21 protein-coding genes are annotated in these 26,066 nt (G+C 62.0%); 12 read left to right on the top strand and 9 right to left on the bottom strand.

From position 1 onward, the window contains the following. The first annotated feature begins 39 nt into the window (after positions 1 to 39). Positions 40 to 1,407, top strand: a complete 1,368-nt coding sequence (locus R5N89_RS09650) for a sugar porter family MFS transporter (protein WP_110569143.1) — start codon at positions 40 to 42, stop codon at positions 1,405 to 1,407. Between the two features lie 62 nt (positions 1,408 to 1,469). Here R5N89_RS09650 and R5N89_RS09645 read toward each other — a convergent pair whose 3' ends face one another. Both R5N89_RS09645 and R5N89_RS09640 read right to left on the bottom strand, forming a co-directional pair. Beyond that, positions 1,470 to 2,852, bottom strand: a complete 1,383-nt coding sequence (locus tag R5N89_RS09645) for an aminotransferase DegT (RefSeq protein WP_208624685.1) — start codon at positions 2,850 to 2,852, stop codon at positions 1,470 to 1,472. A 44-nt stretch (positions 2,853 to 2,896) separates the two neighbouring features. Next, on the bottom strand, positions 2,897 to 4,054 hold the full coding sequence (locus R5N89_RS09640; protein WP_244192174.1) for a DegT/DnrJ/EryC1/StrS family aminotransferase: 1,158 nt from the start codon (positions 4,052 to 4,054) through the stop codon (positions 2,897 to 2,899). Between the two features lie 359 nt (positions 4,055 to 4,413). Here R5N89_RS09640 and R5N89_RS09635 point away from each other — a divergent pair, with 359 nt between their 5' ends. After that, complete coding sequence (locus R5N89_RS09635) at positions 4,414 to 5,295, top strand: hypothetical protein (protein ID WP_244192173.1); 882 nt, start codon at positions 4,414 to 4,416, stop codon at positions 5,293 to 5,295. A gap of 92 nt (positions 5,296 to 5,387) precedes the next feature. On the opposite strand, the gene rfbD is transcribed toward R5N89_RS09635, so the two are convergent. The 5 genes from rfbD to R5N89_RS09610 are packed head-to-tail and all read right to left on the bottom strand — an operon-like array spanning position 5,388 to position 10,463. After that, entirely contained in the window at positions 5,388 to 6,272 is an 885-nt protein-coding gene (rfbD, locus tag R5N89_RS09630; protein ID WP_110569141.1) for a dTDP-4-dehydrorhamnose reductase, read from the bottom strand. Between the two features lie 47 nt (positions 6,273 to 6,319). Then, on the bottom strand, positions 6,320 to 6,877 hold the full coding sequence (rfbC, locus tag R5N89_RS09625; protein ID WP_110569140.1) for a dTDP-4-dehydrorhamnose 3,5-epimerase: 558 nt from the start codon (positions 6,875 to 6,877) through the stop codon (positions 6,320 to 6,322). Between the two features lie 43 nt (positions 6,878 to 6,920). Continuing rightward, positions 6,921 to 7,949: a glycoside hydrolase family 5 protein gene (locus R5N89_RS09620; RefSeq protein ID WP_208624684.1), complete on the bottom strand. Its 1,029-nt coding sequence runs from the start codon at positions 7,947 to 7,949 to the stop codon at positions 6,921 to 6,923. Continuing rightward, positions 7,946 to 9,304, bottom strand: a complete 1,359-nt coding sequence (locus R5N89_RS09615) for a polysaccharide polymerase (RefSeq protein ID WP_244192172.1) — start codon at positions 9,302 to 9,304, stop codon at positions 7,946 to 7,948. The genes R5N89_RS09620 and R5N89_RS09615 overlap by 4 nt, the downstream gene beginning before the upstream one ends. Beyond that, entirely contained in the window at positions 9,288 to 10,463 is a 1,176-nt protein-coding gene (locus R5N89_RS09610) for an acyltransferase (protein WP_110569139.1), read from the bottom strand. The genes R5N89_RS09615 and R5N89_RS09610 overlap by 17 nt, the downstream gene beginning before the upstream one ends. 319 nt (positions 10,464 to 10,782) lie before the next feature. On the opposite strand from R5N89_RS09610, the gene R5N89_RS09605 reads away from it, so the two are divergent. The 4 genes from R5N89_RS09605 to R5N89_RS09590 are packed head-to-tail and all read left to right on the top strand — an operon-like array spanning position 10,783 to position 15,241. Next, positions 10,783 to 11,892: a polysaccharide biosynthesis protein GumK gene (locus R5N89_RS09605; RefSeq protein WP_110569138.1), complete on the top strand. Its 1,110-nt coding sequence runs from the start codon at positions 10,783 to 10,785 to the stop codon at positions 11,890 to 11,892. 42 nt (positions 11,893 to 11,934) lie between these two features. Continuing rightward, the gene (locus tag R5N89_RS09600) at positions 11,935 to 13,077 is read left to right on the top strand and encodes a glycosyltransferase (protein WP_110569137.1); all 1,143 of its coding nucleotides are present in this window, start codon (positions 11,935 to 11,937) and stop codon (positions 13,075 to 13,077) included. Continuing rightward, complete coding sequence (locus tag R5N89_RS09595; protein WP_110569136.1) at positions 13,074 to 14,279, top strand: glycosyltransferase; 1,206 nt, start codon at positions 13,074 to 13,076, stop codon at positions 14,277 to 14,279. Before R5N89_RS09600 ends, R5N89_RS09595 begins: the two co-directional genes overlap by 4 nt. After that, the gene (locus R5N89_RS09590) at positions 14,276 to 15,241 is read left to right on the top strand and encodes a glycosyltransferase family 2 protein (protein ID WP_110569135.1); all 966 of its coding nucleotides are present in this window, start codon (positions 14,276 to 14,278) and stop codon (positions 15,239 to 15,241) included. The genes R5N89_RS09595 and R5N89_RS09590 overlap by 4 nt, the downstream gene beginning before the upstream one ends. Positions 15,242 to 15,357: 116 nt before the next feature. Here R5N89_RS09590 and R5N89_RS09585 read toward each other — a convergent pair whose 3' ends face one another. Further along, on the bottom strand, positions 15,358 to 16,689 hold the full coding sequence (locus R5N89_RS09585; RefSeq protein WP_110569134.1) for a UDP-glucose/GDP-mannose dehydrogenase family protein: 1,332 nt from the start codon (positions 16,687 to 16,689) through the stop codon (positions 15,358 to 15,360). A 73-nt stretch (positions 16,690 to 16,762) separates the two neighbouring features. Then, a complete protein-coding gene (locus R5N89_RS09580; RefSeq protein ID WP_146220204.1) occupies positions 16,763 to 17,008 on the bottom strand; it encodes a hypothetical protein in 246 nt (81 codons plus the stop codon). On the opposite strand from R5N89_RS09580, the gene R5N89_RS09575 reads away from it, so the two are divergent. The 6 genes from R5N89_RS09575 to R5N89_RS09550 all read left to right on the top strand — a co-directional run bounded on the left by R5N89_RS09575 (position 17,007) and on the right by R5N89_RS09550 (position 26,055). Beyond that, entirely contained in the window at positions 17,007 to 18,485 is a 1,479-nt protein-coding gene (locus R5N89_RS09575; protein ID WP_110569133.1) for a mannose-1-phosphate guanylyltransferase/mannose-6-phosphate isomerase, read from the top strand. The two genes, R5N89_RS09580 and R5N89_RS09575, sit on opposite strands and share 2 nt — an antisense overlap. Before the next feature lie 351 nt (positions 18,486 to 18,836). Then, positions 18,837 to 20,336, top strand: coding sequence for an exopolysaccharide biosynthesis polyprenyl glycosylphosphotransferase (locus R5N89_RS09570; protein WP_244192171.1), 1,500 nt, complete (start codon positions 18,837 to 18,839; stop codon positions 20,334 to 20,336). 38 nt (positions 20,337 to 20,374) lie between these two features. After that, positions 20,375 to 21,190, top strand: a complete 816-nt coding sequence (locus R5N89_RS09565) for a WecB/TagA/CpsF family glycosyltransferase (RefSeq protein WP_208624682.1) — start codon at positions 20,375 to 20,377, stop codon at positions 21,188 to 21,190. Between the two features lie 41 nt (positions 21,191 to 21,231). Further along, entirely contained in the window at positions 21,232 to 23,406 is a 2,175-nt protein-coding gene (locus tag R5N89_RS09560) for a polysaccharide biosynthesis tyrosine autokinase (RefSeq protein WP_110569131.1), read from the top strand. Between the two features lie 19 nt (positions 23,407 to 23,425). Next, the gene (locus R5N89_RS09555; protein WP_110569170.1) at positions 23,426 to 24,577 is read left to right on the top strand and encodes a glycosyltransferase family 4 protein; all 1,152 of its coding nucleotides are present in this window, start codon (positions 23,426 to 23,428) and stop codon (positions 24,575 to 24,577) included. Further along, entirely contained in the window at positions 24,577 to 26,055 is a 1,479-nt protein-coding gene (locus R5N89_RS09550) for a flippase (protein WP_110569130.1), read from the top strand. The genes R5N89_RS09555 and R5N89_RS09550 overlap by 1 nt, the downstream gene beginning before the upstream one ends. Positions 26,056 to 26,066: the final 11 nt, after the last annotated feature.

Below are 26,066 nucleotides of genomic sequence, written 5' to 3'. Positions count from 1 at the left end.
CCCCGCCCTGACCCGGCACAGCTGAAAGAACGCATAATAATGGCGCATCACAGTCAAACGGTTTCCGGCTCCGGCATTGTCAACCTGATCGCAGGCGTGGCCGCGACCGGCGGCCTTCTGTTCGGGTATGACACGGGCATCATTTCCGCCGCCCTGCTCCAGATCACCCCGGACTTTGCCCTGGGCACGCTGGGGCAGCAGGTGGTGACGTCGGCGATTGTGGCCGGGGCGCTGGCGGGGTGCCTGATGGCTGCCCCCCTGTCGGACCGGCTGGGGCGGCGCTACATGATCATGTTCGCGGCCCTTGTCTTTATTGTCGGCACGCTGGTGGCGTCGTTTGCGCCGGGGGTGGAGGTGCTGGTCGCGGCGCGTTTCATCCTGGGGCTGGCCGTGGGCATGTGCTCGCAGATCGTGCCGGTCTATATCGCGGAAATCGCCCCGCGTGAAAAACGCGGCCAGATGGTCGTGCTGTTCCAGCTGGCTGTTGTGACCGGCATTCTTGTCTCGTTTATTGTGGGCTACCTGTTCCGCGCGCAGTCATGGCGGCTCATGTTCGGGCTTGGCATCATTCCGGCGGTCATTCTGTTTGGTGGCATGTCGCTCCTGCCGCGCAGCCCGCGCTGGCTGGCCATGAAAGGCAAGCTGGAAAGCGCGTTTGACGTATTGCAGCGCCTGCGGCGCGACCCGGTGGCCGCGCGCGCGGAACTCGATGCCATCGTGGCCATGCATGATGAGCAGGCCCCGTGGTCGGCCCTGCTGCAGCCCTGGGTGCGGCCTGCGGTGGTGGCGTCGGTGGGTGTGGCATTGTTCTGCCAGATTACCGGCATCAACGCGGTGCTGTATTACGCGCCCACCATTTTCGCGGGTGTCGGGTTTGGCGAGGGTTCGGCGCTGCTGACCTCGATCGCCATTGGCGTGGCCATGGTCATTTCCACCGCCTTTGGCAGTTGGGCGGTTGATGCGTGGGGGCGGCGCAGGCTGCTGCTGCGGCTGGTGCCGGGGGCTGCGGTATCGCTCATGGTGCTGGCGGCGATGTTTGCCCAGGGGGCGACGCATGGCATCAATACATGGATCACGGCAGCGGCTGTGGTCTGTTACGCCATATTCAACGTGGGCAGCCTGTCGGTGGCGATCTGGCTGGTCGGTGCGGAGGTCTATCCGCTCTCATGCCGCAGCAAGGGCATGAGCCTTGTGGCCGCGACACACTGGACGGCGGACCTGCTGATCTCGCTCACCACGCTCTCTTTGGTGCAGGCGCTTGGTGCTGCGGGCACGTTCTGGATGTATGCGGGGCTGAACGTGCTGGCTTTCGTGTTTGTATGGCGCTACGTGCCCGAAACCCGTGGTCGCTCGCTTGAGGAAATCGAGACCGCCCTCAAGGCAGGCACCTTCGACCGGTTGCGCTGAACTGGCGGTATGAAAAACGCCGCCTTTGTAAAAGGCGGCACTCTGGAAAAAACATTGATTTTTTAAAGATGCACATGCCCGCGCGCGAGGTCAAACGGCCGCGTCGGCACGGGAGAGGAACGTGCGCGGGCCGCAGGGGGCAGGATATGCGCCAGTATTCTTTCCCCGATGGCGTTCTGCCACAGCCACAGGCTGTTGACCTGCCCGCGGAAGCTGGCTTCCCCCCCCATGGCCCCCGATGGCCTGAAGCCCGAGGCCAGGCCAATGCCAAACAGGCCCGGAATTTCATGCCCCGCCTGATCGAGAATGCCACAATGCGCACCCGTCAGGGCGCCCTGGGGCTGGTCTGCCGCAAGGGCGATGGGCTGGCCGTTGGTGTCCTGCACGCACACGCGCTTCGGGCTATAGCCCAGGCAGGCGATAATGGCATCTGAGTGATCCAGAAGGTGCTGTATCTGCGTGTTATTGTCCGGTGTCATGCGCAGCGCGTGCAGGCGCGGCTCGGGCGGGGCGCCCGCAATGCCCATCAGGCGCATGGCCAGATTGCGCGAATCATAACGCAGCCCACCAAAGCGATGCACGAACTGGCTGACCGGGCAGATGTCGCTGGCCGTAAAATCGGCATACCCGTCGGCCTGTGCCTCCTCCGCCGTGCGGTAGAACAGCTTGAGTTGGGACTGGTGCAGAAGTGTGAGGTGCCCCGGCGCGATCCGCTCGCCCATGTCGCGCAGAATGACATTGGCCGATGACAGGGCGCTGCTCGCGCCGCCAATAATGGTGATCCTGGGTTTTTCGCATCCGGCCAGCATGGCGCGCAGGGTGTGCATGCCCTCGGGGGCCAGCAGGGCATCGGATTGCACGATATGCCCCTCGTAGCGCGGCAGCAGGGGGCGGCCCGCCACGTTCTCGGTATAAAGGCGTGCTTCGGGCTGGCAGGCGCCAAGGGCCAGCACCACCTTGCTCGTAATTACCTGCTGCCTGTGCCCCCCACGGGTTGCGGCAAGATCGGCCAGCCAGCCGCCATCAGCCTGCCGGGTCAGGGTTTCAAGCCGCCAGCCGGTGAGCAGGCGGGAGGCGGGATGGGCTGCGATGATCTCGGTCAGCACATGGCCCACCACATCAAGGAAATCCGCCACGATGCGTAGCGGCAGGGGCTGCCTGCCCTTGCTGCGGATCATTTCCACCAGGGGGTGGTGGGTCAGGCGGGCAAGTTCGGGCACGGGGTTGGCTGTAATGGCATCGACAAAGGTTTCGGCCGCGCTGTCGGAATTGATGACATAGCGCCCCAGCATGCCAGAGCCGATCGTGCTGCCCTGTTCAACCAGGGTCACGCCCGCATCAAGCAGGTGGGGCAACTGGCCGAGGCGGGAGGCGGCAAGCAGGATGGCGATGCCCGCAGGGCCGCCACCAGCAATGAGGATGGGCGTTGTCGCGTGGGTGGACATGGGGCATGGGTCCGTTTTTCCGTGGTTGGGGGAACGACGGGGGCTCAGCATATCTGGGCATGGCAGGCGGCCCTGAATTCACGGCATACGTAATGCACCATTTCAGGGGTCATTTCATGCCATAGCGGCAGCGACACGATGGATGCGGCCAGTGCTCTGGTCACACTCAGGTCGCCCGCTACGCTATTGGCGGCGAAATAGCTCTGTTCATGCAGATGGGGCGAAAAATAGGTGGAGGTGCCGATGCGCTTTTGCTTCATGCGCTCCAGTATCGCGCGGCGGTGCGGCGCGTACTGCGCGGGCAGGCGCACGGGCAGGAACTGATAGGCCGTGCGCGTGCCGTGCTGGCGCTGGAACGTGAATTCGGGCAGCAGGTCGTAATACAGTCGTTCTATGCTGCATTTTTTCTCGACCACGGCATCAAGCTGCTCCAGCCCCGACAGGGCCAGCAGCGCTCCGATTTCAGGCAGCTTGGAGTTGAGGCCCGGCATGGTGGCATGACGGACCTGGCCAAAACCGAAATTGCCCATGGCCCGCAGGGCTTCGATCATCTCGGGGTTGTTGGCGTAAATGAATCCGCCTTCGCCAATCCCCATTGTTTTTGTTGCGTGAAGAGAACAGATAATGGCATGCGGCGAGCCCTGGCCAAAGCCGTTGCCCTGCCCATCGCGCGCGCCAAGTGAGGCTGCGGCATCAATCACGACGGGAATGCCGGTGCGCCGTTCGAGTTCCGTATAGTATGCCAGATCGGCTGCATTGCCGAAGGTGGCGTAGGGAAATATTGCAGCAACCTGATCTTTGTACTGTTGCAATAGTGCCTGTTCCGCATCATGCGATGCCATCCAGTCCTGCTGGTCTATATCGCACAATAGCGGTATGAACCCTGCCCACAGCACGGCGTGCGCTGCCGCGGCAAATGTAAAGGATGGCATGATGATGTAGCGCTGCCGCTCGGGGTCGGTGTGGCGCGTGACGTATTTAAGCGCCATCATGAGGCCGATGGTGGCGTTGCATACCGTTACGCACTGGCCCACGCCACCGAACATCTGCTCGACCAGGCGTTTTTCGAACTTCTGGTTGATCGGGCCATAATTGGTATAGATGCCCGAGTTTTCCATTGCGATGACGCTCTCGGATAACTGGCTGATCTTCGGAATGTTGGATCGGATGAACGATATTTCCGGGAGCGACATTTCTGTCATTTTTTACATTCCGATTTACTGAATTCGGTGATTAGTACAAGCATTGTTCTGAATGCAGTGCTTTATGGCATCTGCCGTCGGGGTGTCTGGAAAATTACATACCATGTACATTTTTAACGCGCACAGGGGCATATCGTTTACCACACGTTTAAGTGATCGTATGTATGGCTGAAGTATACGATAAATGAAAAAGAAAATAAAAATTCATGCACGGAAAAAAAATTGTCCGTGTTTTATCCTATAGGATATATTCACAAAAAATAGGAAAACTGAAATATCCTTCGGTCAATTTAGGTCATAATACGAATGAATCAGGGAACGTGACTGACATGAATGCTGCACGAACATGCGCTATTGTAATGAAAACCTATGCGTGGGACAGTTTCGTGCAGCGCCAGTTGCAGCGCCTGCAGGCTACTTTTCCTGATACGGACATTTTCATTTCCATTGATGAGACAGGCGGCTTTGCAGGAAATATTCCGCACCCCAACGTATTGCGCACCTGCAATGCCGATATGGTGAAAGCAGGGTTTGCCAACCGTTTTGAAAAAGGCAGCCTGCTGTGGTGGAATGCCGATTACACCCATTATCAGGTGCAGGCCTGCATTCCCGATTATGCGTATTATCTGTTTGTTGAATATGATGCCTGCATCGGTGGCAACGGCAACCGCCTGCTTGCTGACATGATCGCCGATGGGGCCGATTTCGTGGCGCACCCCATTGTGGCTGACCTGTCATGGTACTGGACCGCGTTTCATACCGGGATCTATCCCAATGGGCAGCTACGCGCTTCGCTTAACTGCATTTCCTTCTTTTCCCGCAGGGCGCTTGTGCATCTGGCGGCCCGGCGGCGCGCCATGTCGGCACCGGGGGCGGGAATCAAATTCTGGCCGCTGGGCGAAGCCTTCGTGGCATCGGAAATAGAAAAGGCGGGGTTCAGTTTCGTGCCGCTTGGCCGGTATGGCGATGTCTCGCGTTATACATGGTTTCCCCCCATTCTTGAGGCCGATCTGGTGCTGCCTGCAGGCGGGCATACCTTCGTGCACCCTGTTCTGGACCAGAAGCGCTATATTGCCAGCCTGCTGCGGCAGACGCATTTCGTGCGGCATTACTTCATGCCCGGTAGTCACCTGCGGCGCGAACTCAGGCGCTTTCCCGGTGCGGTATCGCGCAGCCAACTTTACCGCGCGGCCTTTAAGCGCGCGGTCCAGCGGCTGCACATAGCCCGTGGCGGCCTGTAGCCGTACCTGAAAATGTAAGAAGTTTTGGTAAAGCTTTTTTCAGGATGCTGAGAAAAATGCCGCCTTGAAAAAGGCGGCACGCGGAAATGTTTTTACTTCTGTTCCTGCTTCATGATCTCGCCCACAACCCGGTCCACCTCCGGTGCCCACGGACCGGGAGCGCAACCAAAGACCTGCTTGAGGCGCGTGCAGTCCAGCCTTGCATCGGGCGGCCTGCGGGCGGGCGTGGGCCAGTCCGCCGTAGTGATAGGCTCGATCTCGGGCAATGGGTTGCCCCGGCGGGCGGCAGCCGTAATGGCGGTGCGGGCCAGTTCGTACCAGCTTGTCGCCCCTTCGCCCACGGCATGGAAAATACCGGCGTATTCCGCTTTCCAGCCGTTTTCCTCAATGCGGGCGATGATCCTGAAAATGACATCAGCCAGTTGGTCGGCACTGGTGGGGTTGCCGCTCTGGTCGCTCACCACGCGCAGAACCGGGCGCTGTGCAGCGGCATTGACCATGGTGCGCACGAAATTGCGGTTATAGGGCGAATAGACCCAGGCCGTACGCAGGATGATGCTGTCAGGGTGGGCATCAAGCACGGCCTGCTCGCCTTCCGCCTTGGTGCGGCCATAGACCGAGCGCGGGTCAACCGGGTCGGTCTCGACATAGGGGCTGCCCTTGTCGCCGCTGAACACGTAGTCAGTCGAGATATGAATGAAGGGAATGCCCCGTTCATGGCACAGGGCGGCCAGATGGGCGGGGCCGGTATTGTTGGCGCGTTCGGCTTCCGCCTCGTGGGTCTCGGCGGCGTCAACGGCGGTCCAGGCGGCGGCATTGACGACAATGGAGGGCGCTGCCGCGCGGAAGGCGGCATCAATCGTGTCAGGCCGTTCAAAATCAAAACCGGGGCGGCCAGCCCGTTTTACATCGCCCTGGGCGGCAAGGGCGCTGGCAAGCTGGCCGCTACCACCGGTGACAAGGATCGATTTGAGCATCGTGAGCGTTTTCTCTTGCGGGAGGGAAAGGGTGGGCGAGGGGCGTTCTAGACGTGAAACCAGTCATTGACGTTGGAGAACGCTTCCGCCGCCGCATCCTTGGCCGACAGGATGGCGGCGCCCGGGGCGACCGGCCATTCAATGTTGAGCAGCGGATCATCCCACCGCACGGAGCGTTCGCATTCACGATTCCACAGATCGGTGCATTTGTACTGCACTTCGGCATTTTCGCTCAGCGTGCAGAACCCGTGCAGGAAGCCAGGCGGAATCCATAGCTGGGAACCATTTTCCTCCGACAGGGTCACGCCCACCCACTGACCAAAGGTGGGCGAGCCGGTGCGGATGTCCACGCCCACATCCCAGATGCTGCCGCGCGTGCAGCGTACCAGCTTGCCCTGCGCGTGCGGCGGCAGCTGGCAGTGCAGCCCGCGCACTACGCCGCGCTGGCGCGACAGGCTGTGATTGTCCTGCACGAAGGCGTCGGTAATGCCAGCTTCCTTCATGCGGGCCGCATTGAAAGTTTCGGAAAAATAACCGCGTTCATCGCCAAAGCGGGGCGGGGTAATCAGCATCATGCCCGCGATGTTGAAGGTCTTTATATCCATGAACAGGCTCCTGAAATTCCGGTTATGCAGTTGCAATAAATGCTCAGTGCGTGCCGCCTGCAAGAAAGGGCCTGATGGCTGTCATCTGCGGGCGGTCGGTACCATGGTCGGGCTCAAGGGTAAACATATAGTTGCCCCACAGCGGGCCTGCCGCCCAATAGGTCCATCCGGCCCATACATCGGCATTGTCGCGCAGATGCGACAGGACGGGGTCGAGCAGCTTCACGCATTCGGGCTGGCGGCTGACCCCGAACTCACCCAGAAAGCCGCGGGCATGGTTGGCGTGCAGCCAGTCGGTAAAGCCGCGCAGGCGGTCAACCGCCCTGTCAGGGGCAATGCATCCCGGTTTCGTGCCCGAGGCATCGGTATCGAAATACTCATGCACTTCATAAAGCAGCTTGTTATCGGGGTCATGGAGCTGGCTCAGGGCCGAAGCGTTGAGTTTGGTAAAGCTGTGCGCGCCATCCCAGCCAATGCCGGGCACCAGAATAAGGTTGTGGCCGCCCGCCTTGCGTATGGCGTCAATCGCGGCCTGCACGGCGCTTTTCCAGTCATCGGCCGCGTGCTGCTGCGGTTCGTTCATCAGGCCGAACAGCACATGCGTGTTGTTGCCAAAAGCCTGCGCCAGCCGTGCCCATAAATCGGCGAAGGCCGCGTCAGGCACGTCGGGCGAGCCCACTTCCTGCCCCCGGTAACGCCCGTAATTATGGATGTCGAGCACGGTCGAGGCATTATGGGCCTGCGCGTAGGCAATGAACTGGCTGACGCGCTGGAGTTCCTTTTCATCAAGCGGGCCGCTTAGCGTTGGTTGCAGCCGCTCCCACAGTACCGACAGGCGGAAGGTGTTCATGCCGGCCTGCGTAAAATAGTCCACCTCCGCAGGCTTGGGGTAAAGATAGTCATACCCATAGCGCCCCGGCAGCTTGTTGGAGGAATAGGCCGCCCCTGCAAGGTTCACGCCCCGATAGGTCTGCGCCGCTGCCGGTGTGGAGGAGGCCATTGCCAGCCCGGCCCCCGCAATGCAGCCCATTGCCCATGCAGGCCAGCGGAAGGAAGAGGGGGAAACTGTCATGTCACATGCTCCGCTGAAGGGGAGAAGCGGTTGAAGCGAAAGGATTTCAGGCGCGCGGGCACCTGGCGCACGGTCTCCGCCATCGGGGCCACGCTATTGGTCGTGCCATACAGGAACCACAGCAGCGCTGCCGTCTTGATGGTGAAAACCGAGGCCCCGATGCACAGCGAGGTCGAGAAGTAGAGCGAGATCATCGCCTTCATCGACACCGCGGCTTCGGTGCGGGCAGGATGCATGGTGAACAGCGCCAGCAGGAACAGGGTCAGCGGCAGGCCAAGATTGTTGATGATGTAGGCATAGCCCGTATCCGCCGTATAGACCTGCGAGGGGGCGAGCGCTAACCATTGCGGCAGGTTCCAGTAGTCAAGCAGCCGGCCCGAAAACAGCAGGCGACCCGAGAAATTGTCGCCAATGATGGAGGGCAGGATGCCCGGCATCTCGTGGTTGGCGCCCTGGATCATCAGGCCGAGCATCACCGCCACCGGCATGGCGAACACCACGAAGCGCGAGCGGTACAGCGGGGTCAGCCGCAGCAGCACCATCGCCACCGTGCAGCCCGAGGCGAAGCGGGAATCAGCCAGCACGAAACAAAGGGCCGAAAGGAAGAACAGGCACGCATGGCGCAGCCGCGAGCCGAGATGGGTGCTCAGGCACCATGCAAACCCGATGGCCGAGAAATTGCCCAGCGAATCCGGCTCAAGGAAAATGGAGGATACGCGGTGTGAGCCGAATATGGACTGGAAGAACGTGCGCGAGGCCGCAGCCCCGCGATTGCCGCTGATGAAAAGGTTGGTGTTGCTGTAATTGACCGTGGTGCTGGCGATGACGCCCTTGTTCACGTAATAGGTCCAGACATCGAACACCATGCCGAACAGGTTGGTGAACATCAGCTCGAAAAACCCGATGAACAGGATGATCGCCATCATCACCCACATCGTCCGCTCGCCCGCGCGCAGGGTGGAGCGCGTGCCAAGCTGGTAGAATACATAGGCAATGGCTAGATCGTGCAGGATCTTCATGTCCAGGGCAGGATTGATGAGCTTTGCCCCCACCTCGAAACACACCATCACCCCGGTAATGCGCACCACGGCGGGCGAGATTGTGTTGCGGACCTCAAGGAAGGCGAGAAAAATGATGAACAGCTCGCACAGCACGATTTCCGAATTATGAACGGTGACGACATGCCGGGTGTTGATGAAGCACAGCACCAGGTTGAACACGGCGCCCGCCACCACCAGCCACGATATGCCATCGGCCCGCGACAGCGCGGGCGCACGCGCGCTGACCTCGGGGGCTGCCCGGAATGCAGGCGCGCTGGCTGGCAGGAAAGAGAATGTATCAGATCCGTGAGGCATGGGTATCCGCATCCTGCGTGGTGGGGAGGGGGCGGGCTGGCGCTACATCGAGGATGCTCCGACCCAGCCTGCGCCCGATATTGTGCAGCGGCAGTTCAAGCACGCGGTAGGTGAACCCCGCCAGCGCCGTGGTCAGCACCGCCGTCACGACACCAAGCGTGAACTGCGTCATCGACGGGTGGGCCAGCAGCGTGGCCGTGCCCATGCGGTGGCCTGCGATCGTGAACACGATCAGCATGACCGGCAGGTGCATGAGGTAGATGCCATAGGACAGTTCCCCCACCACAATGACCGGCCTGCTGAGCAGGATGCGGTACTGCCGCCCCGATGCATACAGGTCGCGGATCACGACAAAGGCGGCCAGGGTGTCGATCATGTCGGCAATGCGCTCGGGCAGGTGCAGGCCCGCCAGCGCGTAGCGGTCATACAGCAGCACGATGAGTGCCACCAGCGCATACAGTCCATGATATTTGCCCAGCGTGCCCGGCAAGAGCGGGATCAGCGCGCCAAGGCCAAAGGACAGGGCAAACACCGTGCCCACCTCATGCGGTACCGGCAGCAGGGCGATGACCGCAAGCGCCAGCAGCGTCACGACCCGCGCCGTGCGCCCGCGCATCAGCACAAACAGCAGCGGAAACACGACCGAGTACATGAGTTCGACCCGCAGCGACCACATCGGGCCATTATAGCGGGTGAACACGCCCGCGAGCGAGGCGATGGTGTTGCGGATGGAGACCGGCGTGTGCAGGTTGCGTGACAGCCAGCCCACGAACACCCCGTCAGGCACCAGTCCGCGCGCCACCACCATGCTGAGCACGGCAAGTCCGATGGAAAACCACAGCAGCGGATAGATGCGGAAAATACGCTTTATGTAGAAGCTGCCCACGATGCGCGCCGTCATATGCGCGTATTTGCGCAGCGAAAGCGAAAGCACGCACCCGCTGAGCACGAAGAACAGCACCACCGCCGCTTCCGCATTGAAGGCGTAGGTGATGAGATCATGCACCCCCGCCTGCACGGGCGTGCGCTGCGGGTTGTTGTAATGAAAAACCTGTATGGCATGGCCAAACAGCACCACAAGGCATGCAACGCCGCGCAGGGAGGTGAGCTGGTGCAGGTAATGTCGTTCCGTTCCCGAAGTTTCTGTCACAGACGACATTGTCGGTTCCCCCGGTGCATGCGCGGCATGGTGTGATCAAGGCAATACAGTGATTCTGCTATGGCGGGCAGAGCGTATCAGACTATAAATGAAGAAAACACAATAAATATCCCTACACAATTCTTTGTCTGAACGCCTTTTTCAGAGCACGATCATGTCATGATCCTGCCGCAATGTGCGGGTGGATTTGGCGCCTGCGTGAAAAGGGCTGCTGGTGCTCTCGCATATGTTCATGCAGCCACAATGAACCGGCGGGTGCGCCTGTCGTTGCGCGTGCAGGAGCATGAAGAATGGTTGCAAGGCAGGAGTACACCCTTCCATGACACGGTCGCTGTTCATTTCCGTTCATGATTTTCGTAGTCTGCGCAAGGCAAGTATTCATTTCATTGCAGCGGAAATGGCGCATCGCGGGCCAACGGCCTTCCTGTCCATCGGGTTGAGCGACCTGTCGCTGCGGCGCGGCGATACGCGCGCCAACCTTGCCGCGCGCGCCAATAAGGTGGAAACGGTCGATGGCGTGGAATGCTACCTGTGGCGCATGAAATGGCACCCTTTCAACATGCGCAGAAAGGCGCTTGCACCCCTTGAGCGCGGTCTGTTCTGGCTTTACCGGCAGATGCTGCCCGCCATTGCGCGCAGATGGATCCGCCGCGCCGATACGGTTTTTATTGAATCGGGCATGGCGCCAATATTTATCCGCGATGTCAGGAAACTTAATCCCACAGCGCGCATTATCTACCTGATGTCCGATGACCTTGAGGTCGTGGGCTGTGCGGATACCATCAAGAATGATTTCGTGCGTAATTTCGATATGATCGACACCGTGCGCATGCCCTCGCGCTATCTGCTCGAGCGGCTGCCCCACGCGCGTTCGGCGGTGTTCGCGCCGCATGGCATTGATCGCAGCATTGCCGATAAAACCTATCCCAATCCCTACACGCCCGGCCGCATAAGCTGTGTTTCGATCGGCTCGATGCTGTTCGACAAAACATTTTTCCAGATTGCGGCGAGGCTGCGGCCCGATATCGATTTTCATATCATCGGGGCAGGGCGCGCAACCGAAGGGCTGGATGCGCCCAACATCATCATCCACCCCGAGATGGCGTTTGAACGCACGCTGTCCTATCTCCAGCACGCAAGTTTTGGCATAGCGCCCTACCGTGACGCCAACACGCCGCGCTACCTGCTCGATACATCGCTCAAGCTGCGGCAGTTTGCGCTGTTTGGCATTCCTGCCGTATGCCCCGATTTTGCGCTCAATGACACGCCCGGCCGGTATGGCTACCGACCGGGCGATGAACATTCGATCGGCCAGGCCATTGCCGATGCCCTGCGCTCATCTGATGTGATCGAACTCGAGGCCCATGGCTGGCCCGAGATCGTGCAGCGCATCCTTACACCCGAAGCATATCCCGACACACATGTCTGAGCGCAGGCCAAGCCCCGCACAAGCACAGGAAAGAGCGAGAACATGAGTGAGGCAGGTGATCCCGGTCCCCGTATTTCCATTGTCATGGCCACCTATAATGGCGCGACCCATATCCGCGAGCAGCTCGACAGCCTGGCAGCGCAGACCTGCCTGCCTGCCGAGCTGATCGTGACCGATGATGGCTCGACCGATGCAACGCTCGACATCGTGGCCGATTTTGCCCGTAACGCGCCTTTTCCCGTGCAGGTGCACCGCAATGCCACGCGGCTGGGCTATAAGGGCAACTTCATGCATGCCGTTACCCTGAGCACGGGCGATCTGATCTCGTTCTGCGATCAGGATGATTACTGGAAGCCTGACAACCTCGCGCGCGTGCGCGAGGTCTTTCTCAACGACCCCGATGTGATGATGGTCTATCACAACGCGCGGCTCGTTGATGAAAACCGCAGGTCCATCTCCACCTTCTATGCCACGCCCCCCATGCCGCCCGTTGCCCGGCCGCTGACCCTGCAACCGTGGAGCTTTTCCTACGGGTACATGCAGACCTTCCGCGCCGACCTCAAGCCTGCGGGTGCCCTGTGGTCGCGCATGCGAGACCACTACAACCCCGGCAAGGAAATGGGTCATGACCTGTTCTACTTCCTTGTAGCCTCAGGCGTCGGCTCGATTGCCTATATTGATGAGGAACTGACCGAATACCGCCTGCATGGCGGCAATACGGTGGGCTCGGGCAAGCGCACGCAGCCCACTTTTCTTGACCGCTGGCGCTACCGGCTGGAAGACCGGGCCGATACCTACCGCTACCTTGCGCGTATGACAGTGCAGGACAGCAACCTGTTTGCCGACCTGGCCCTGACCCCCTCATGGCCCGAGGCCCTGCGCACCCGCGCACGCACTGCAGCGCGGGCGTGGGGGGCGCTTGAGTCGCTATACGCCACGCGTGCCGAGGTATGTTCCGCAAGCCTGCCGCGCCGTATTGCCGCCTTTGTGCGGCTGGTGCGCGCGGGGGGCTATAGCGAGCGCTCGTTCTGGACATTTGGCCCGCGCGCCATGCAGAAGGATGCGGTGCTTGGCGTGCTGCTTGCCCCGCTGGTGCGGCGTTTTGGCCATGAATCCTCCCGCACCGACCGCGCCTGCCATCGCGGCCAGGCCTGTCCTGCCCCCGGCGAGGCCGTGGCGGCATGACCGGCATGCCTGAGGCGGGCGCGGGATCGGTCATGGCGGATGCAACCGCGCCTACGGTTGCAATCTACCGCACCCAGATCCTGCCCCTGTCCGAGACATTCGTGCGGGATCAGGCGCGTGGCCTGCGGCGCTGGCGGCCCGTGCTGCTGGGCGAGCGCACCATAGGCCAACTGCCGCTTGATGGCATGGACGTGCGCGCGCTGCATGACGGGCCGCCTACATTCCTGCAGCGCCTGACCGGCATGGCGGCACGCATGTTCGAGCGCCCGGTGCCGGGCATGCTCACTTTAGCGCAGGGCTTCGCGCCCCGGCTGGTGCACGCCCATTTCGGCTTTGACGGGGTGGAGGCCTGGCCTCTGGCCCATGCGCTGGGCGTGCCATTGCTGGTCACCCTGCATGGCTCCGACATCACGACGCGCATGGAATGGTTTGCCGCAGGTGGCGGCGGGCGGCGCTGGCGGGCCTATCCGCGCAGGCTCAGGCACCTGGCCAGTATTCCGCAGGTCAATTATGTCGCGGTGTCGCATAGCATCCGCGAGGCGGCAATCCGTGCGGGCCTGCCCGAACAGCGCATTCATGTCTGCCCCATAGGCATCGACCTGACCCGCTTTCACCCCGCCGGGCCACCCGTGGCCGAGCGCGCGCCGGTCATCCTGTTCGCTGGCCGACTGGTGGAGAAAAAGGGCTGCCGCCATCTTATCGAGGCCTTTCGCAGCGTGCGCGCGCAGGTGCCCGATGCCCGCCTGCTCATTGCAGGCGACGGGCCGGAGCGCAACATGCTGGCAGGCCTCGCGGCTGATATCGGGGGCGTTACGTTCAATGGCCGCTATTCTGCAGCCGAGATGCAGCCGCTGCTGGCGCAGGCGCGGGTGTTCTGCCTGCCCAGCGTCACGGCGGCCAATGGCGATGCCGAGGGCATGGGCCTTGTCCTGCTCGAGGCCCAGGCCTGTGGCGTGCCGGTGGTCACATCCGCCCGTGGTGGCGCCACCGAGGGCATCGAGCATGGCAAGACCGGCTTCGCCTTTGCCGAAGGCGACGTGGCGGCCCTGAGCGCCTACCTGATCCGGCTGCTGCGTGATGATGCGCTGGCAGCCCGCATGTCCGCCGCAGGCCCCGCTTTTGTGGCTAAGCACCATGACCTGTCCTACTGGGCGGGCATGCTGGAGAAGATTTACGATAGCATGACAGGACGCATCTCATGACCGCTCCCATGTCCGTCACCCTGATCATCACGGCGTATAACGCGCAGGATTTCATCATGCGGGCCGTCAATTCAGCGCTGGAGCAGACGCAGCCGCCACTTGAAATCGTGGTGGTGGATGACTGCTCCACCGATAACACGGCCGACCTGCTGCGCCGGGTGGCGCGCGTGCATGACTCCATCCGTGTCGTGTCCACTGTTGCCAATGGCGGCCCGTCTGTCGCGCGTAATACCGGCCTGGCCGTGGCGAGGGGGGACTGGGTCGCTTTTCTTGATGGCGATGACGCCTTTGCCCCCGACCGGCTTGAAGTGCTCATGGCACGCGCGGCGCATGATGACTGCGACGCCGTGGCCGATGATCTGGGCTATTACGACGCCATGGCAGGGCAGGTGACAGGGCGGGCGATGGGGGCAGGGCAGGTGCCGCTCCAGCCCATCAGCCTGCATGACTACGTGCGCCATAACCGTTCAGGCGGCGGGGGGTTTGACTGGGGCCTGCTCAAGCCGATGTTCCGGCGGTCATTCCTTAACGCCCATGCGCTGCAATATGACCCGCTGGTGCGGCATGGGGAGGACTTCCTGCTGGTGGTCTCGTTCCTGCTTGCGGGGGGGCGGCTGTGCCTGATCGATCAGGCCACCTATCTTTACACCCAGCGCCAGGGCAGCGTGAGTGGCCGGGCATCCGGCATGTCACGCACCATCATTGCCTATCGCGACATGCGTGACATGGCGCTGGCGCTGGCGCGTGACCCGCGAATCAGCAATGACCCCGTGCTTGTCGACCTGCTGCGCCAGCGCGCGGAGGGGTTGCAGCGGCTTGATGATTCCCACTTCGTATCAACCGCCCTGCGCGCGGGTGCCGTGGGGGCGATCATGCGGCGCGCCATGGACCGGCCCGCCTTTCTGCCCGCCATGATCTGTCAGGTCGGGGCTGCGGTGCGGCGGCGCCTCTGCCATTCCTGAAACAGCAGGGCCGCTTCAGGCAAAGCCTGCCTGCGGCACCTGATGCTTTTTTGTCATGATTTCATCTGATCCGGGCCATGCAGCATCCTGCATGGCCCGGATTGCGTTTTACGGCATCAGGCGGTGTGCACCATGTCCGGCCGGCCGAGCGAGATGTAATCGAAGCCCGCTTCCTTCAGGCTCTCGGGATCCCAGATGTTGCGCAGGTCAGCAACCTTGCGGCCTGTCATGCGGGTCTTGAGCTTCTCGGGGGAGAGGGAGCGGAATTCATTCCACTCGGTCAGCACCACGAGAATATCCGCCCCCGTGGCGGCATCAAGCGCGTCCTTGCAGTAGGTCACGCCCTGGGGCAGCACGGGGCGGGCCGTTTCCATGCCTGCGGGGTCGAACGCACGGATCTGCGCGCCCGCCTTGTCGAGCTGGTCAAGCACGACAATCGAGGCCGCCTCGCGCATGTCATCGGTCTCGGGCTTGAAGGTCAGGCCGAGCACGCCAATCGTCAGGCCCTTCACATCGCCGCCCGCCAGCGCGATCACGCGCTCGCCCATGGCCTTCATGCGCAGTTCATTGACGGCAACCGTGGTTTCGATCAGCCGCACGGGCGAGCCCGCGTTGCGCCCGATGGCGGTCAGCGCGCGCGTATCCTTGGGGAAGCACGACCCACCAAAGCCGGGGCTGGGGTGGAGGAACTTCTTGCCGATGCGCCCGTCAAGCCCGATGGAGCGGGCGACATCATTCACATCTGCGCCCACCTTCTCGCACAGGTCAGAAATCTCGTTGATGAAGGTGATCTTCATGGCCAGGAAGGAGTTGGCGGCGTATTTGATCAGTTCCGCCGTTTCCAGGCCGGTAAAGACAATGGGGCGCTCAAGCAGGTAGAGCGGGCGGTAAAGCTTGCGCAGGATGTTCTGCGCGCGCTCCGTGCCGCCCGGCTTTGACTGGTCTGTGCCGATAATGACCCGGTCGGGCTTCATGAAATCGACAATGGCGTTGCCCTCGCGCAGGAACTCGGGATTCGATGCGACATCGAAATCGAGGTCCGGCCGCGTCGCGTGCACGATCTTGGCAATCTCGCGCCCGGTGCCCACCGGCACGGTGGATTTGGTCACGATCAGCGTATAACCCTCGGCCACGCGCGCGACCTGCTCGACCGCGGCATAGACGTAACTCGTATCGGCCTGCCCGTCGCCCCGGCGCGAGGGCGTGCCCACGGCCACGAACACGGCATCAGCCCCCTTTACGGCAGCGGCCATGTCATCGCCAAACGTCAGGCGCCCCGCCTCCACATTTTCCGCCACCAGGCGGTCGAGGCCGGGTTCATAAATCGGGATCCGCCCTTCACGCAAGGCGGCCAGACGGTCGGGGTTGGTTTCAACAATGGCAACATCCGTGCCGAATTCCGCAAAACATGTGCCGGAGACCAACCCCACGTAGCCTCCACCGATCATAGCAATTCGCACCTGGACCTCCCTGGTCTGTCTGTGAACCTGCTTTCACTTGCAGGCCCGCGTGTAGCGTTTTTCAAATCAGCTTGAAACAATGAAAAAGTAATAAGGCATGTCGGTTCCGTCGTGCCGAATATTTCATGCCAGTGACACACAAAGGCATGAACACGACAAAAATATGTTTGCCCACCACATTCTTGACAAAAAAATTCTGGCTTAGTGCGTTCACCACATGAATGTCCGCAACCTTGCCGCTGCCACCCGCCACCGGGGGCAGCGTGCCGGCGTGACATGAAACCCGCAGGACGGAGACACGATCCATGACGTTTATGACAGCGACGGATGTAACCGTACCCAACCCTGAAACCGCCTTGCCGCCCATTACGCCCATCGTGCTCTCGGGTGGCACGGGCACGCGGCTGTGGCCGGTCTCGCGCGCCAGCCACCCCAAGCAGTTCTGGGCGCTGGCCTCAAAGCAGACCATGATCGGTGAAACCCTGCAACGCGCCATGGGCGAGGCCTTTGCGCCGCCCATCGTGGTGTGCAACCAGGCGCATCGCTTTCTCGTGGCCGAACAGCTGCGCGAGAATGGCTGCGAGAACGGTCGCATCATCCTTGAGCCTGCCGTGCGCAACACGGCCGCCGCCATTGCCGCAGCCGCCCTCGTGGCCGCGCAGGACAACCCCGAAACCCTGCTGTGGATCATGGCCGCCGATGCCGCCTTCCGCTACCCCGAGCGCCTGCCCGCCGTGCTGGAAAAAGCCGCGAAAGTGGCGCGTGAAGGTTATATCGTCACCTTCGGCATGAAGCCCGACGTGGCCGAGACAGGCTATGGCTATATCCGCACGGGCGCGCCGCTGCACCCCGACCAGCCTGATGAGGGGGTGTACCGCGTCACGCAGTTTATTGAAAAGCCGGACCACCTGCGCGCGACCGAGATGCTGCGCGAAGGGGGGTATCTGTGGAATTCGGGCATGTTCATGGCGCCAGCCTCCGTCATGCTGGACGAACTGGCCCGGCATGAGCCCGAGGTGCTTGAAAATGTGCGCACCGCCCTGGCCCGCAGCCAGCATGACCTGACCTTCCGCAGGCTTGAGGCGGAATCCTTCCTGCGCTGCCCGAACGTGAGCATCGATTATGCCGTGATGGAACGCACTGATCGCGCAATGGTCATTCCCGCTGATCTGGGCTGGTCGGATGTAGGCAACTGGAATGCACTGTGGGAACTGGGCGACAAGGATGCAGGCGGCAACGTGGTCGTGGGCGACGTGGTGCTCGAGCAGTCCCATAACTGTTACGTGCGCAGCGAGGGCATGCTGACGGCGGTGGCGGGACTGACCGATATCGTGCTGGTTGTCACGACGGATGCGGTGCTCGCCATCCATCGTGATTACGCGCAGGATGTCTCGGCCCTTGTGGCGCAACTGAAAAAGGCCAGCCGGACGGAAGCCGAAATTCATAATCGCTGTTACCGGCCCTGGGGTTTTTACGAGGGGCTGATCCAGGGCGAGCGGTTTCAGGTCAAGCGCATCGTGGTCTATCCGGGGCAGAAACTCTCGTTGCAGAAGCATTTCCACCGCGCCGAGCACTGGGTTGTGGTCAGCGGCACGGCATTGGTCACGCGCGATGATGAAAATCTGCTGATACAGGAAAACGAAAGTGTCTATCTGCCGTTAGGCTGTATGCATCGCCTGGAAAATCCTGGCCGCATTCCACTCACTCTCATTGAGGTGCAGTCCGGGCCATATCTTGGGGAAGACGACATCGTCCGCTTCGAGGATACATACGGACGGCAGTAACATGCAGGCATGGGGGCATTCGGGGGCATCTGCCCGTGAATGCCCCATGAAAGAGGAATGGGGCCGGGGTGCGTGGTGTTTGTTTCGTTATAATAACGGTTTCATTAATTCGTTAATTTTTTAATAAATAAGATGTGACGCGTAAATCATGTTTCCGTACTGCGGCAATGACATATTTTGGCCCTAAAATACCCAGAATAATGCCGCTACGGGAAACGATGCCCCGAAAGTCATAAAAACAATAAAAAGGCGAAGAGTGTTTGGTGCCCGTGTTGCGTAATGCGGGGGAATGGCAAGGGAAGCTGTATCCGGTGGCAGGCCACGGCCCGCGTTGACAGGAGATGTTTCAAGATGAGCGAGGCACTCAGGCATTTGGAAAATGGTGAATCCGACCTGTCGCTATCAGCGGGGGTCGATGACATCTCTTCGCGGTGGCGCCTGATGCACCGGGCAGGTGAAAGCAGCTTTTCCTACCGTCATCCCGTCGTGTCGCAGGTGGTGGTGCTGTCAGATGCGATGTGCGTGTGCTTTGCCGTCGTGGCCTGCATCGCCTGGCAGCGCATTTACGATACGCCCGAACTCTCTGGCGCGCTTCTGCTGGCCAATGTCATGGCGGGGGGTGCGTTCTTCCTGTTTCCCAAAAATGTACCACTGCTCGACATTCCCGATATCACCCGGTTCTCTTTCCAGTTCCGTTATCTCGTGCCCCCCGTTGTGTTTGGCCTGATCGTGTTCTGCGCCATTCTGGTCATGCTGTCCTGGCCGGTGGGCGTTGCGGTGCGGATGGGGGCGGAGTGGCTGGTCTTTGTTGCGGTGGCGCTGGCGGCTGAACGGATCATCGGTACTTATGTGCTGCATACGGAGGCGATGGCCCATCGCCTGACGCGCAAGGTGGCGATTATCGGTTCAGGCGCGGAAGCGACCCAGATGGCCGCGCGCATCAATACCCGCATGCAGAACATGTTCCGCCTTGTTGGCGTATTTGATGATCAGGGCAGCAATGTTGACGGCACGATTGATGAGCTCGTGCAGCGCGGGCGCGAGGATGGCATTGACGCCGTCATCATGAGTTTCCCCCCCGCTGAAGGTGGCCAGCAGCATGTGATGGATGTGCTGTGGCGGCTGCGCGGCGTGCTGGCCGATGTTTATGTCGTGCCGACCCTGATGACGGAGGACTGCCACTTCTGGCCCGTCGAGCGCTTCGGGCCATTTTCGCTCACGGTGCTGCAGCGCCGCCCCCTGAGCGAGTGGGACATGCTGGAAAAGCGCGCGTTCGACCTGAGTGCCAGCGTGCTGATCCTGATTGCGATCGCCCCCGTCCTCGCCCTCGTGGCGCTGGCCATCAAGCTGGATTCCCGCGGGCCGGTGCTGTTCTGCCAGCCACGCCAGGGCTTCAACAACTGCTATTTCAACGTGTTCAAGTTCCGCTCCATGTATACCGACATGGCCGATAGTGGCGCTGTGCGCCAGACCTCGCGCACCGACCCGCGCGTGACGCGCGTGGGCCGGGTGATCCGGCGGCTGAGCATTGATGAACTGCCCCAGCTTTTTAATGTGCTGCGTGGCGACATGTCGCTGGTCGGCCCCCGCCCGCATGCGCCCCAGACCCGCGCAGGCGGGCAGTTGCTGCACGAGGCGATGGAAGAATACGTGGCCCGCCACCGCGTGCAGCCCGGCATTACCGGCTGGGCGCAGATCAACGGCTCACGCGGGGAACTCGTCACGCGCGAGGACCTGCGCCGCCGCGTGGTGCTGGACCTGGAATACATACGCGCTTGGTCGATCTGGCTGGATATGAAAATCATCTTCCTGACCATCAAGCGCGAAATTTTCTCACGGAATGCGTTCTGAATTCCTGAACTGCAATAATGATGAACGGTGTATTCAAAATGAACGCGAATACGGAAATAAAACTGGATGATGCGATTGTCGATGTCATGGGCCTGCCCCTGCATGACATCACGCGCGGTGAAATTGTCACGCGCGTGATCGACGCCGTAAAGGGCGGGCGGAAAATGGCCATCGTCAACGCCAATGCCCATATGGCGGTCGAATCACAAAAACACCCGTGGCTGCGCGGGCTGTTTCGTCGGGCGGATATCGCGTTCTGTGATGGCGCGGGCGTGCAGCTTGCCGCCCGCGTGCTGACCGGTCGCTCGCTGCCGCGCACCACGCCGCCGGAATGGATCGGCCCGGTGCTCGAGCGCCTGGGGCCCGAGGCTTCGGTGTTCTGGATCGGGGGGCAGCCCGGCGTGGTCGATGTTGCGGCGGAAACCTTCTCTGCACGCTATGGCGTGCGGACAGTGGGCACGCAACATGGTTTTTTTGATCTGACACCCGGCTCGCGTGAGTCCACGCAACTGCTTGAACGCCTGCTGGCGACAAAGCCCGACATCATCCTGCTGACCATGGGCATGCCCCGGCAGGAAATCTGGCTGCGTGACAATATCGACCATCTGCCCACCGGCGTGTTCATCACGGCGGGGGCGCTGGTCGACCATGCGGCGGGCCGGGTGCGCAGGCCGCCGCGATGGGTGGCCAATATGGGGCTGGAATGGCTGGTGCGCCTGATGCGCGAGCCGCGCAGGCTATGGCGGCGCTACGTGCTGGGGCTGCCGGTGTTCGGCTTCTATGTCCTTGTCTACCTGCAGCGCAGGCTTCGCCTGCGGGCAACCTCCCCCCTCTCACGGAAACTCGCCGGGTAAACAGCATGAATTATGTTTCCATACAGGGACGGAACCCTTCAATGTCATGGACCGCACAGGATGTCGGCCTCGTCATTCGCCAGACATGCCGCGCCTTCCTGCGGCACCGGATGCTGTTTGCCCTGACCGTGCTTGGCGTGGTGGGGGTAGGGGGCGCTGTCACGCTCTCGCTCAAGCCGCGCTACACGGCCACCGCCACGGTCGTGGTGGCAGGGCATGCGCAGCAGGACCCGCTCGCCCCCAACGGCCAGCAGCAGAACCAGGCGCCGCCGGATGATGAACTGGTCTCGACCGAGGCCGCGATGATCCATTCGCGCGACGTGGCCGCCGCCGTGCTGGCGCAACTGCCGCCCCCTGCCCAGCCTGCCCATGCCGGCCTGCGCGACCGGCTGTGCCACATGGGGCTGGGTTTTCTGTGCCATGTAGCAAAACCGGTGGACCCGCAGGTGCAGCGCATGCATGAGGAGGACGCCTTCCTCAACAGCCTGACCATAACACCCGAGCCACGCACCCAGATCCTTGACATCAGCGTGGTCGATGGCGACCCGGTGCGGGCCGCAGCCCTGGCCGATGCGGTGGTGACCAATTACCAGCGCATTGCCCTTGCCCGCCAGACGGCGGACATCAACCGCGTGGCGGCATGGCTCGACAGCCGCACCGCCGCCCTGCGCCAGCGTTGGCTCGATGCGGTGCAGAAGGCCAACGCCTTTGATAACGCCCATGGCCTGACCAACACGAATGAGGGCAGCACCTCAAGCCCGCTGATCGAACGCCAGATTGCCGATACGGCCTCCAACCTCAGCCAGGCGCAGGGCCGCCTTGCCGCAGCCCAGGCCCGTGCCGATGCCCTGAAGGACGCGGCAGCCCGTGGCGATGCGCGTGCGGCCGTCGCCCTGTCGCAGGAGCCGATCCTGGTGGCTACCGCCAATTCGCTCATGCAGCTTGAAAGCACGCGCCAGGAGGAGGCCGCCACCTACGGCCCCCAGCACCCCCGCCTGCGCGCGCTTGACCAGCAGATCGCCACCACAAAGGCAAGCCTTGCCGCCGAGACGCAGGCTGCGTTGAACACTATCCGCGAGGACCAGATCTCCGCCCGCGCCGAGGTGGACCGCCTGAACGAAAACCTTGACCTGCTGCGCCAGAAGGCAGGTGGGCAGAGCGGCCCGCAGGCGGAATACCGCACGCTCGATCAGGAAGCGCAGAGCGCGCGCACGGTGTATGAAACCTTCCTCGAGCACGCGAAGGAGGTGGTCGACCGCGCCGCCCTGCTGCAGCCGCCCATCGCCATGGTGTCACATGCCTCGGCGCCTGACGTGCCCAGCTTCCCCAATCGCAAGAAGCTTGGTATCGGGCTGATTGCGGTCGCCCTAGCCGCAGGGGCAGGCGCCGTGCTGCTGCGCGATTACTTCACGGCGGGCTTTACCGAGATCGAGCGCCTGCGTGCTGCCATTCCGCTGCCGCTGCTGGCCGTGGTGCCCAAGGTGGGTGGCCGCAGCGAGCAGACCGTGCGCCGGCATGTGCTTGACCACCCCTATTCCCGCGCGACCGAGGCGGTGCGCAGCCTTGTCATGCAGCTTTCCATGCGGGTGCATGAAGGCGGGCAGCCGCTGTGCCTTGCCATTACCTCGGCCGGGCCGGAGGAAGGCAAGAGCACGCTGGCGCTGTGGATGGCCGCCGTGGCACGGCGTGGCGGGCAGAAAGTGCTGGTGATCGACGCCGACCACCGGCGCGGCATGCTCGATCATTATCTGACCGATGGCGCCACGGGCCGCCCTTCGCTGGGCATGAGCGATCTGGTCACGAGTGGCGTGCGGGTGGCGGACGTGATCCGCACCGACCCCGAGGCCGGGTTTGACTACATCCCGGCGGGCCGCACCATCGAGCACGCCTTCAGCCCCGTCGAGATCCGCCGCCTGCGCGCGATGCTGGTCGAGCTCAAGCATTCCTATGAACTCATCATCATCGACTGCCCGCCGCTGCTGGGGCTGAGCGATGCGCTAGTGCACGCGAACATGGCCGATCAGGTGATTTTCGTGTGCCGGTGGAAGAGCACGGCCCAGCGTGCCGTCATGGCCTGCCTGGAGCGGCTTGAAGCCTGTGGCGCGCACCTCGCCGGTGTGGTCGCCACCATGGTGGAAGATAACGCGATGGACGTGATGGGCTACAGTTACGGCAACAGGGATATCAGGATCCTGAGCCGTTTTGATGAACAGTAAGAAACGGGGGGATGAAACATTGAAAGTCCTGCATATCTGCCGCCAGTTCAGCCCTTCGGTCGGGGGGCTGGAAGACTCCCTGCTCAACCTTGCCCGCAGCCAGCGCCAGAGGCTGGGCATCGACGCCGAGGTGCTGACGCTTGACACCGTGTTCGGTCGCCCCGGCAAGCTGCCGCACAGGGATGTGGTCGATGGCATACCCGTCACCCGGCTGGCGTGGCGGGGTTCGACCAAATACCCGCTGGCCCCGCAGGTGCTGCGGCATATTGGCGGATTTGACCTGCTGCACGTGCACGCGATCGACTTCTTCTTTGATTTTCTGGCCTGGACATGGCCGCTGCACCGCAAGACCATGATCGCCTCGACCCATGGCGGCTTCTTCCACACCGGCGCGCTCAGGCGCATCAAGGAGGTCTGGTTCCGCACCATCACTCCCATCTCGGTGCGGGCGTATAAAAAGATCGTGGCGTGCAGCTACAGCGATGCCGACCTGTTCCGCAATGTGGCGGCGGGCCGCCTGCTCACCATCGAGAACGGCATCAACCAGACCCGCTTCCGCGATGCGGCGTCGCGCACGCCCAACCGCACCATCCTCGCCTTTGGCCGCTTTGCGGTGCACAAGCGCCTCAAGCTCCTGTTCCAGCTTGTGGCCCTGCTGCGGGCCTATAACCCCGGCTGGAAGGTGATCGTGGCGGGGCAGGATTCCAACCTCACGGCGGATGACCTGCGCCAGCAGGCCCGTGCCTGCGGCATAGAGGACAGCCTGCGCATCGTGCCCGGCCCGTCCGATGCCGAACTGCGCAACCTGATGGGGGAGGCCAGTTTCTTTGGCTGCCTGTCCGCACATGAAGGCTTTGGCCTTGCGGCGGTGGAGGCGATGTCGGCGGGGCTTGTGCCCATCCTGAGCAACATCACCCCCTTTGCGCGGCTCATGCAGCAGGGTGCTGCAGGGGTCATGGTGGACCCTGACAATCTCGCCCCCGGCGCGCGCGAGGCCGAGGACATGGCCGCCGGCCTGCCCGAGACGGCAGATGCCCTGCGGGCGCGCAACATGGATGTGGCCAGCCGTTATGACTGGCACAGCGTGGCGCATGAATATGCGCGGCTGTACCAGCAGGTGCTCGGCCGGGCGCGGCCTGAAGCCAACATGGCCGCGGCAGGGGCGGAGTGATGGCCAGGAACAAGTTTTCCACCAATTTCCTGTTCAATGTCTTTGGCTCAATCTTTCCCATCATCGTGTCGCTGGGCACGGTGCCGTTCTACCTGCACCTGATCGGCACGGACCGGTACGGCATTGTCGCCATTTCATGGATTTTGCTGGGGTATCTGGGGTTTCTTGATTTCGGGCTGTCGCGCGCCTCGGCCAATGCGCTGGCGCAGCTTGGGCATGCCACCTCACGCGAGCGCTCGCCCGTGCTCATGACCGCGTTTTACAGCAATCTTGGCCTTGGCGCGCTGGGCGGGCTGATCCTGTACCCCATTGGCGATATGGTGCTGCTGCATTTCGTGCGTATTCCGCCTGACCTGATGGCCGAGACGCGGCATGCCTATCCGTGGATGGCGGTGATGCTGCCGCTGGGCATGATCAATGGCGTGGCCACGGGGGCGATGGAATCGCGCGAGCGCTTCCTGCTCTCCAACATGCTCAATTCCTCCACCACCATGGCGGGGCAGATCATCCCGCTGATCTGCATCCATATATGGGGACCACAGCTTACGGTTGTGCTGCCTTCCATCGTGCTGTCGCGGCTGGGCATGATCATGCTGTCCTACTGCGTGGTGATGGCGCTGGAATGGCCCATCCGCCCGCTCGACTTTGACGTGACATGGCTCAAGCGCCTGCTGGGCTATGGCTCGTGGGTCAGCATATCAAGCCTGATCAACCCGCTGCTTGATACCTCAAACCAGCTTATCATTGGCGCCACGCTGGGTGTTACATCGGTGGGGCAGTACACCGTGCCGATGAACCTGGCCATGCGCTCGCAGGTTGTGGCAACCGCCCTGGCCCGCACGCTGTTCCCGCGCCTGTCACGCGCCGAGCGCGGCGAGGCGGTTGACCTGACGCGGCGGGCCACGTCGTCGCTTACCTATGGCTTTGGCATGATCTGCGCGCCGGGCATCGTGTTTTCGGGCGCGTTCCTGCATATGTGGGTGGGCGGCAACTTTGCCGATGTTTCGCGCCCGGTGGCCGAGATCCTGATGTTTGGCGCCTGGACCAACGGCATTGCCTTCCTGCCATACGGGCTTTTGCAGGGGCAGGGGCGGCCGCATATCACGGCCAAGGTATCGATGGTCGAGATCCTGCCGTTCTTTTGCGTGCTGTGGCTGTTCATCAAATGGTGGGGGCTGCCCGGGGCTGCGGCGGCGTGGACCCTGCGGGTCACGATTAATTTAATTGCGCTTTATCTGTTGTCGGATTGCCTGTCACGGCAGACTTGGCGCCTTGTGCCAGGTATGATGATTATGACAGGGGCATTGATTGTGAGTCTGCTTGTTCCCATGAGCCTGCTGGTCTCGGCGGGGGCTGCTGCGGTGGTGGGGCTGGCAATGGCTTTTGCCGCCTACCGGCTGGACCCGGGGCTGCATGAGATGGTGCACCGGTTGGTCCCACGCGCGGGGGGAAAGCCCCGCGTTACGATTACAGGTTAGGTTAGGGCAGG

The organism is Komagataeibacter sucrofermentans DSM 15973 (assembly GCF_040581405.1).
Taxonomy (GTDB): Bacteria; Pseudomonadota; Alphaproteobacteria; order Acetobacterales; family Acetobacteraceae; genus Komagataeibacter; species Komagataeibacter sucrofermentans.
The sequence above is the reverse complement of the archived record's forward strand: the minus strand, read 5'-3'. Positions and strand labels throughout refer to the sequence as shown.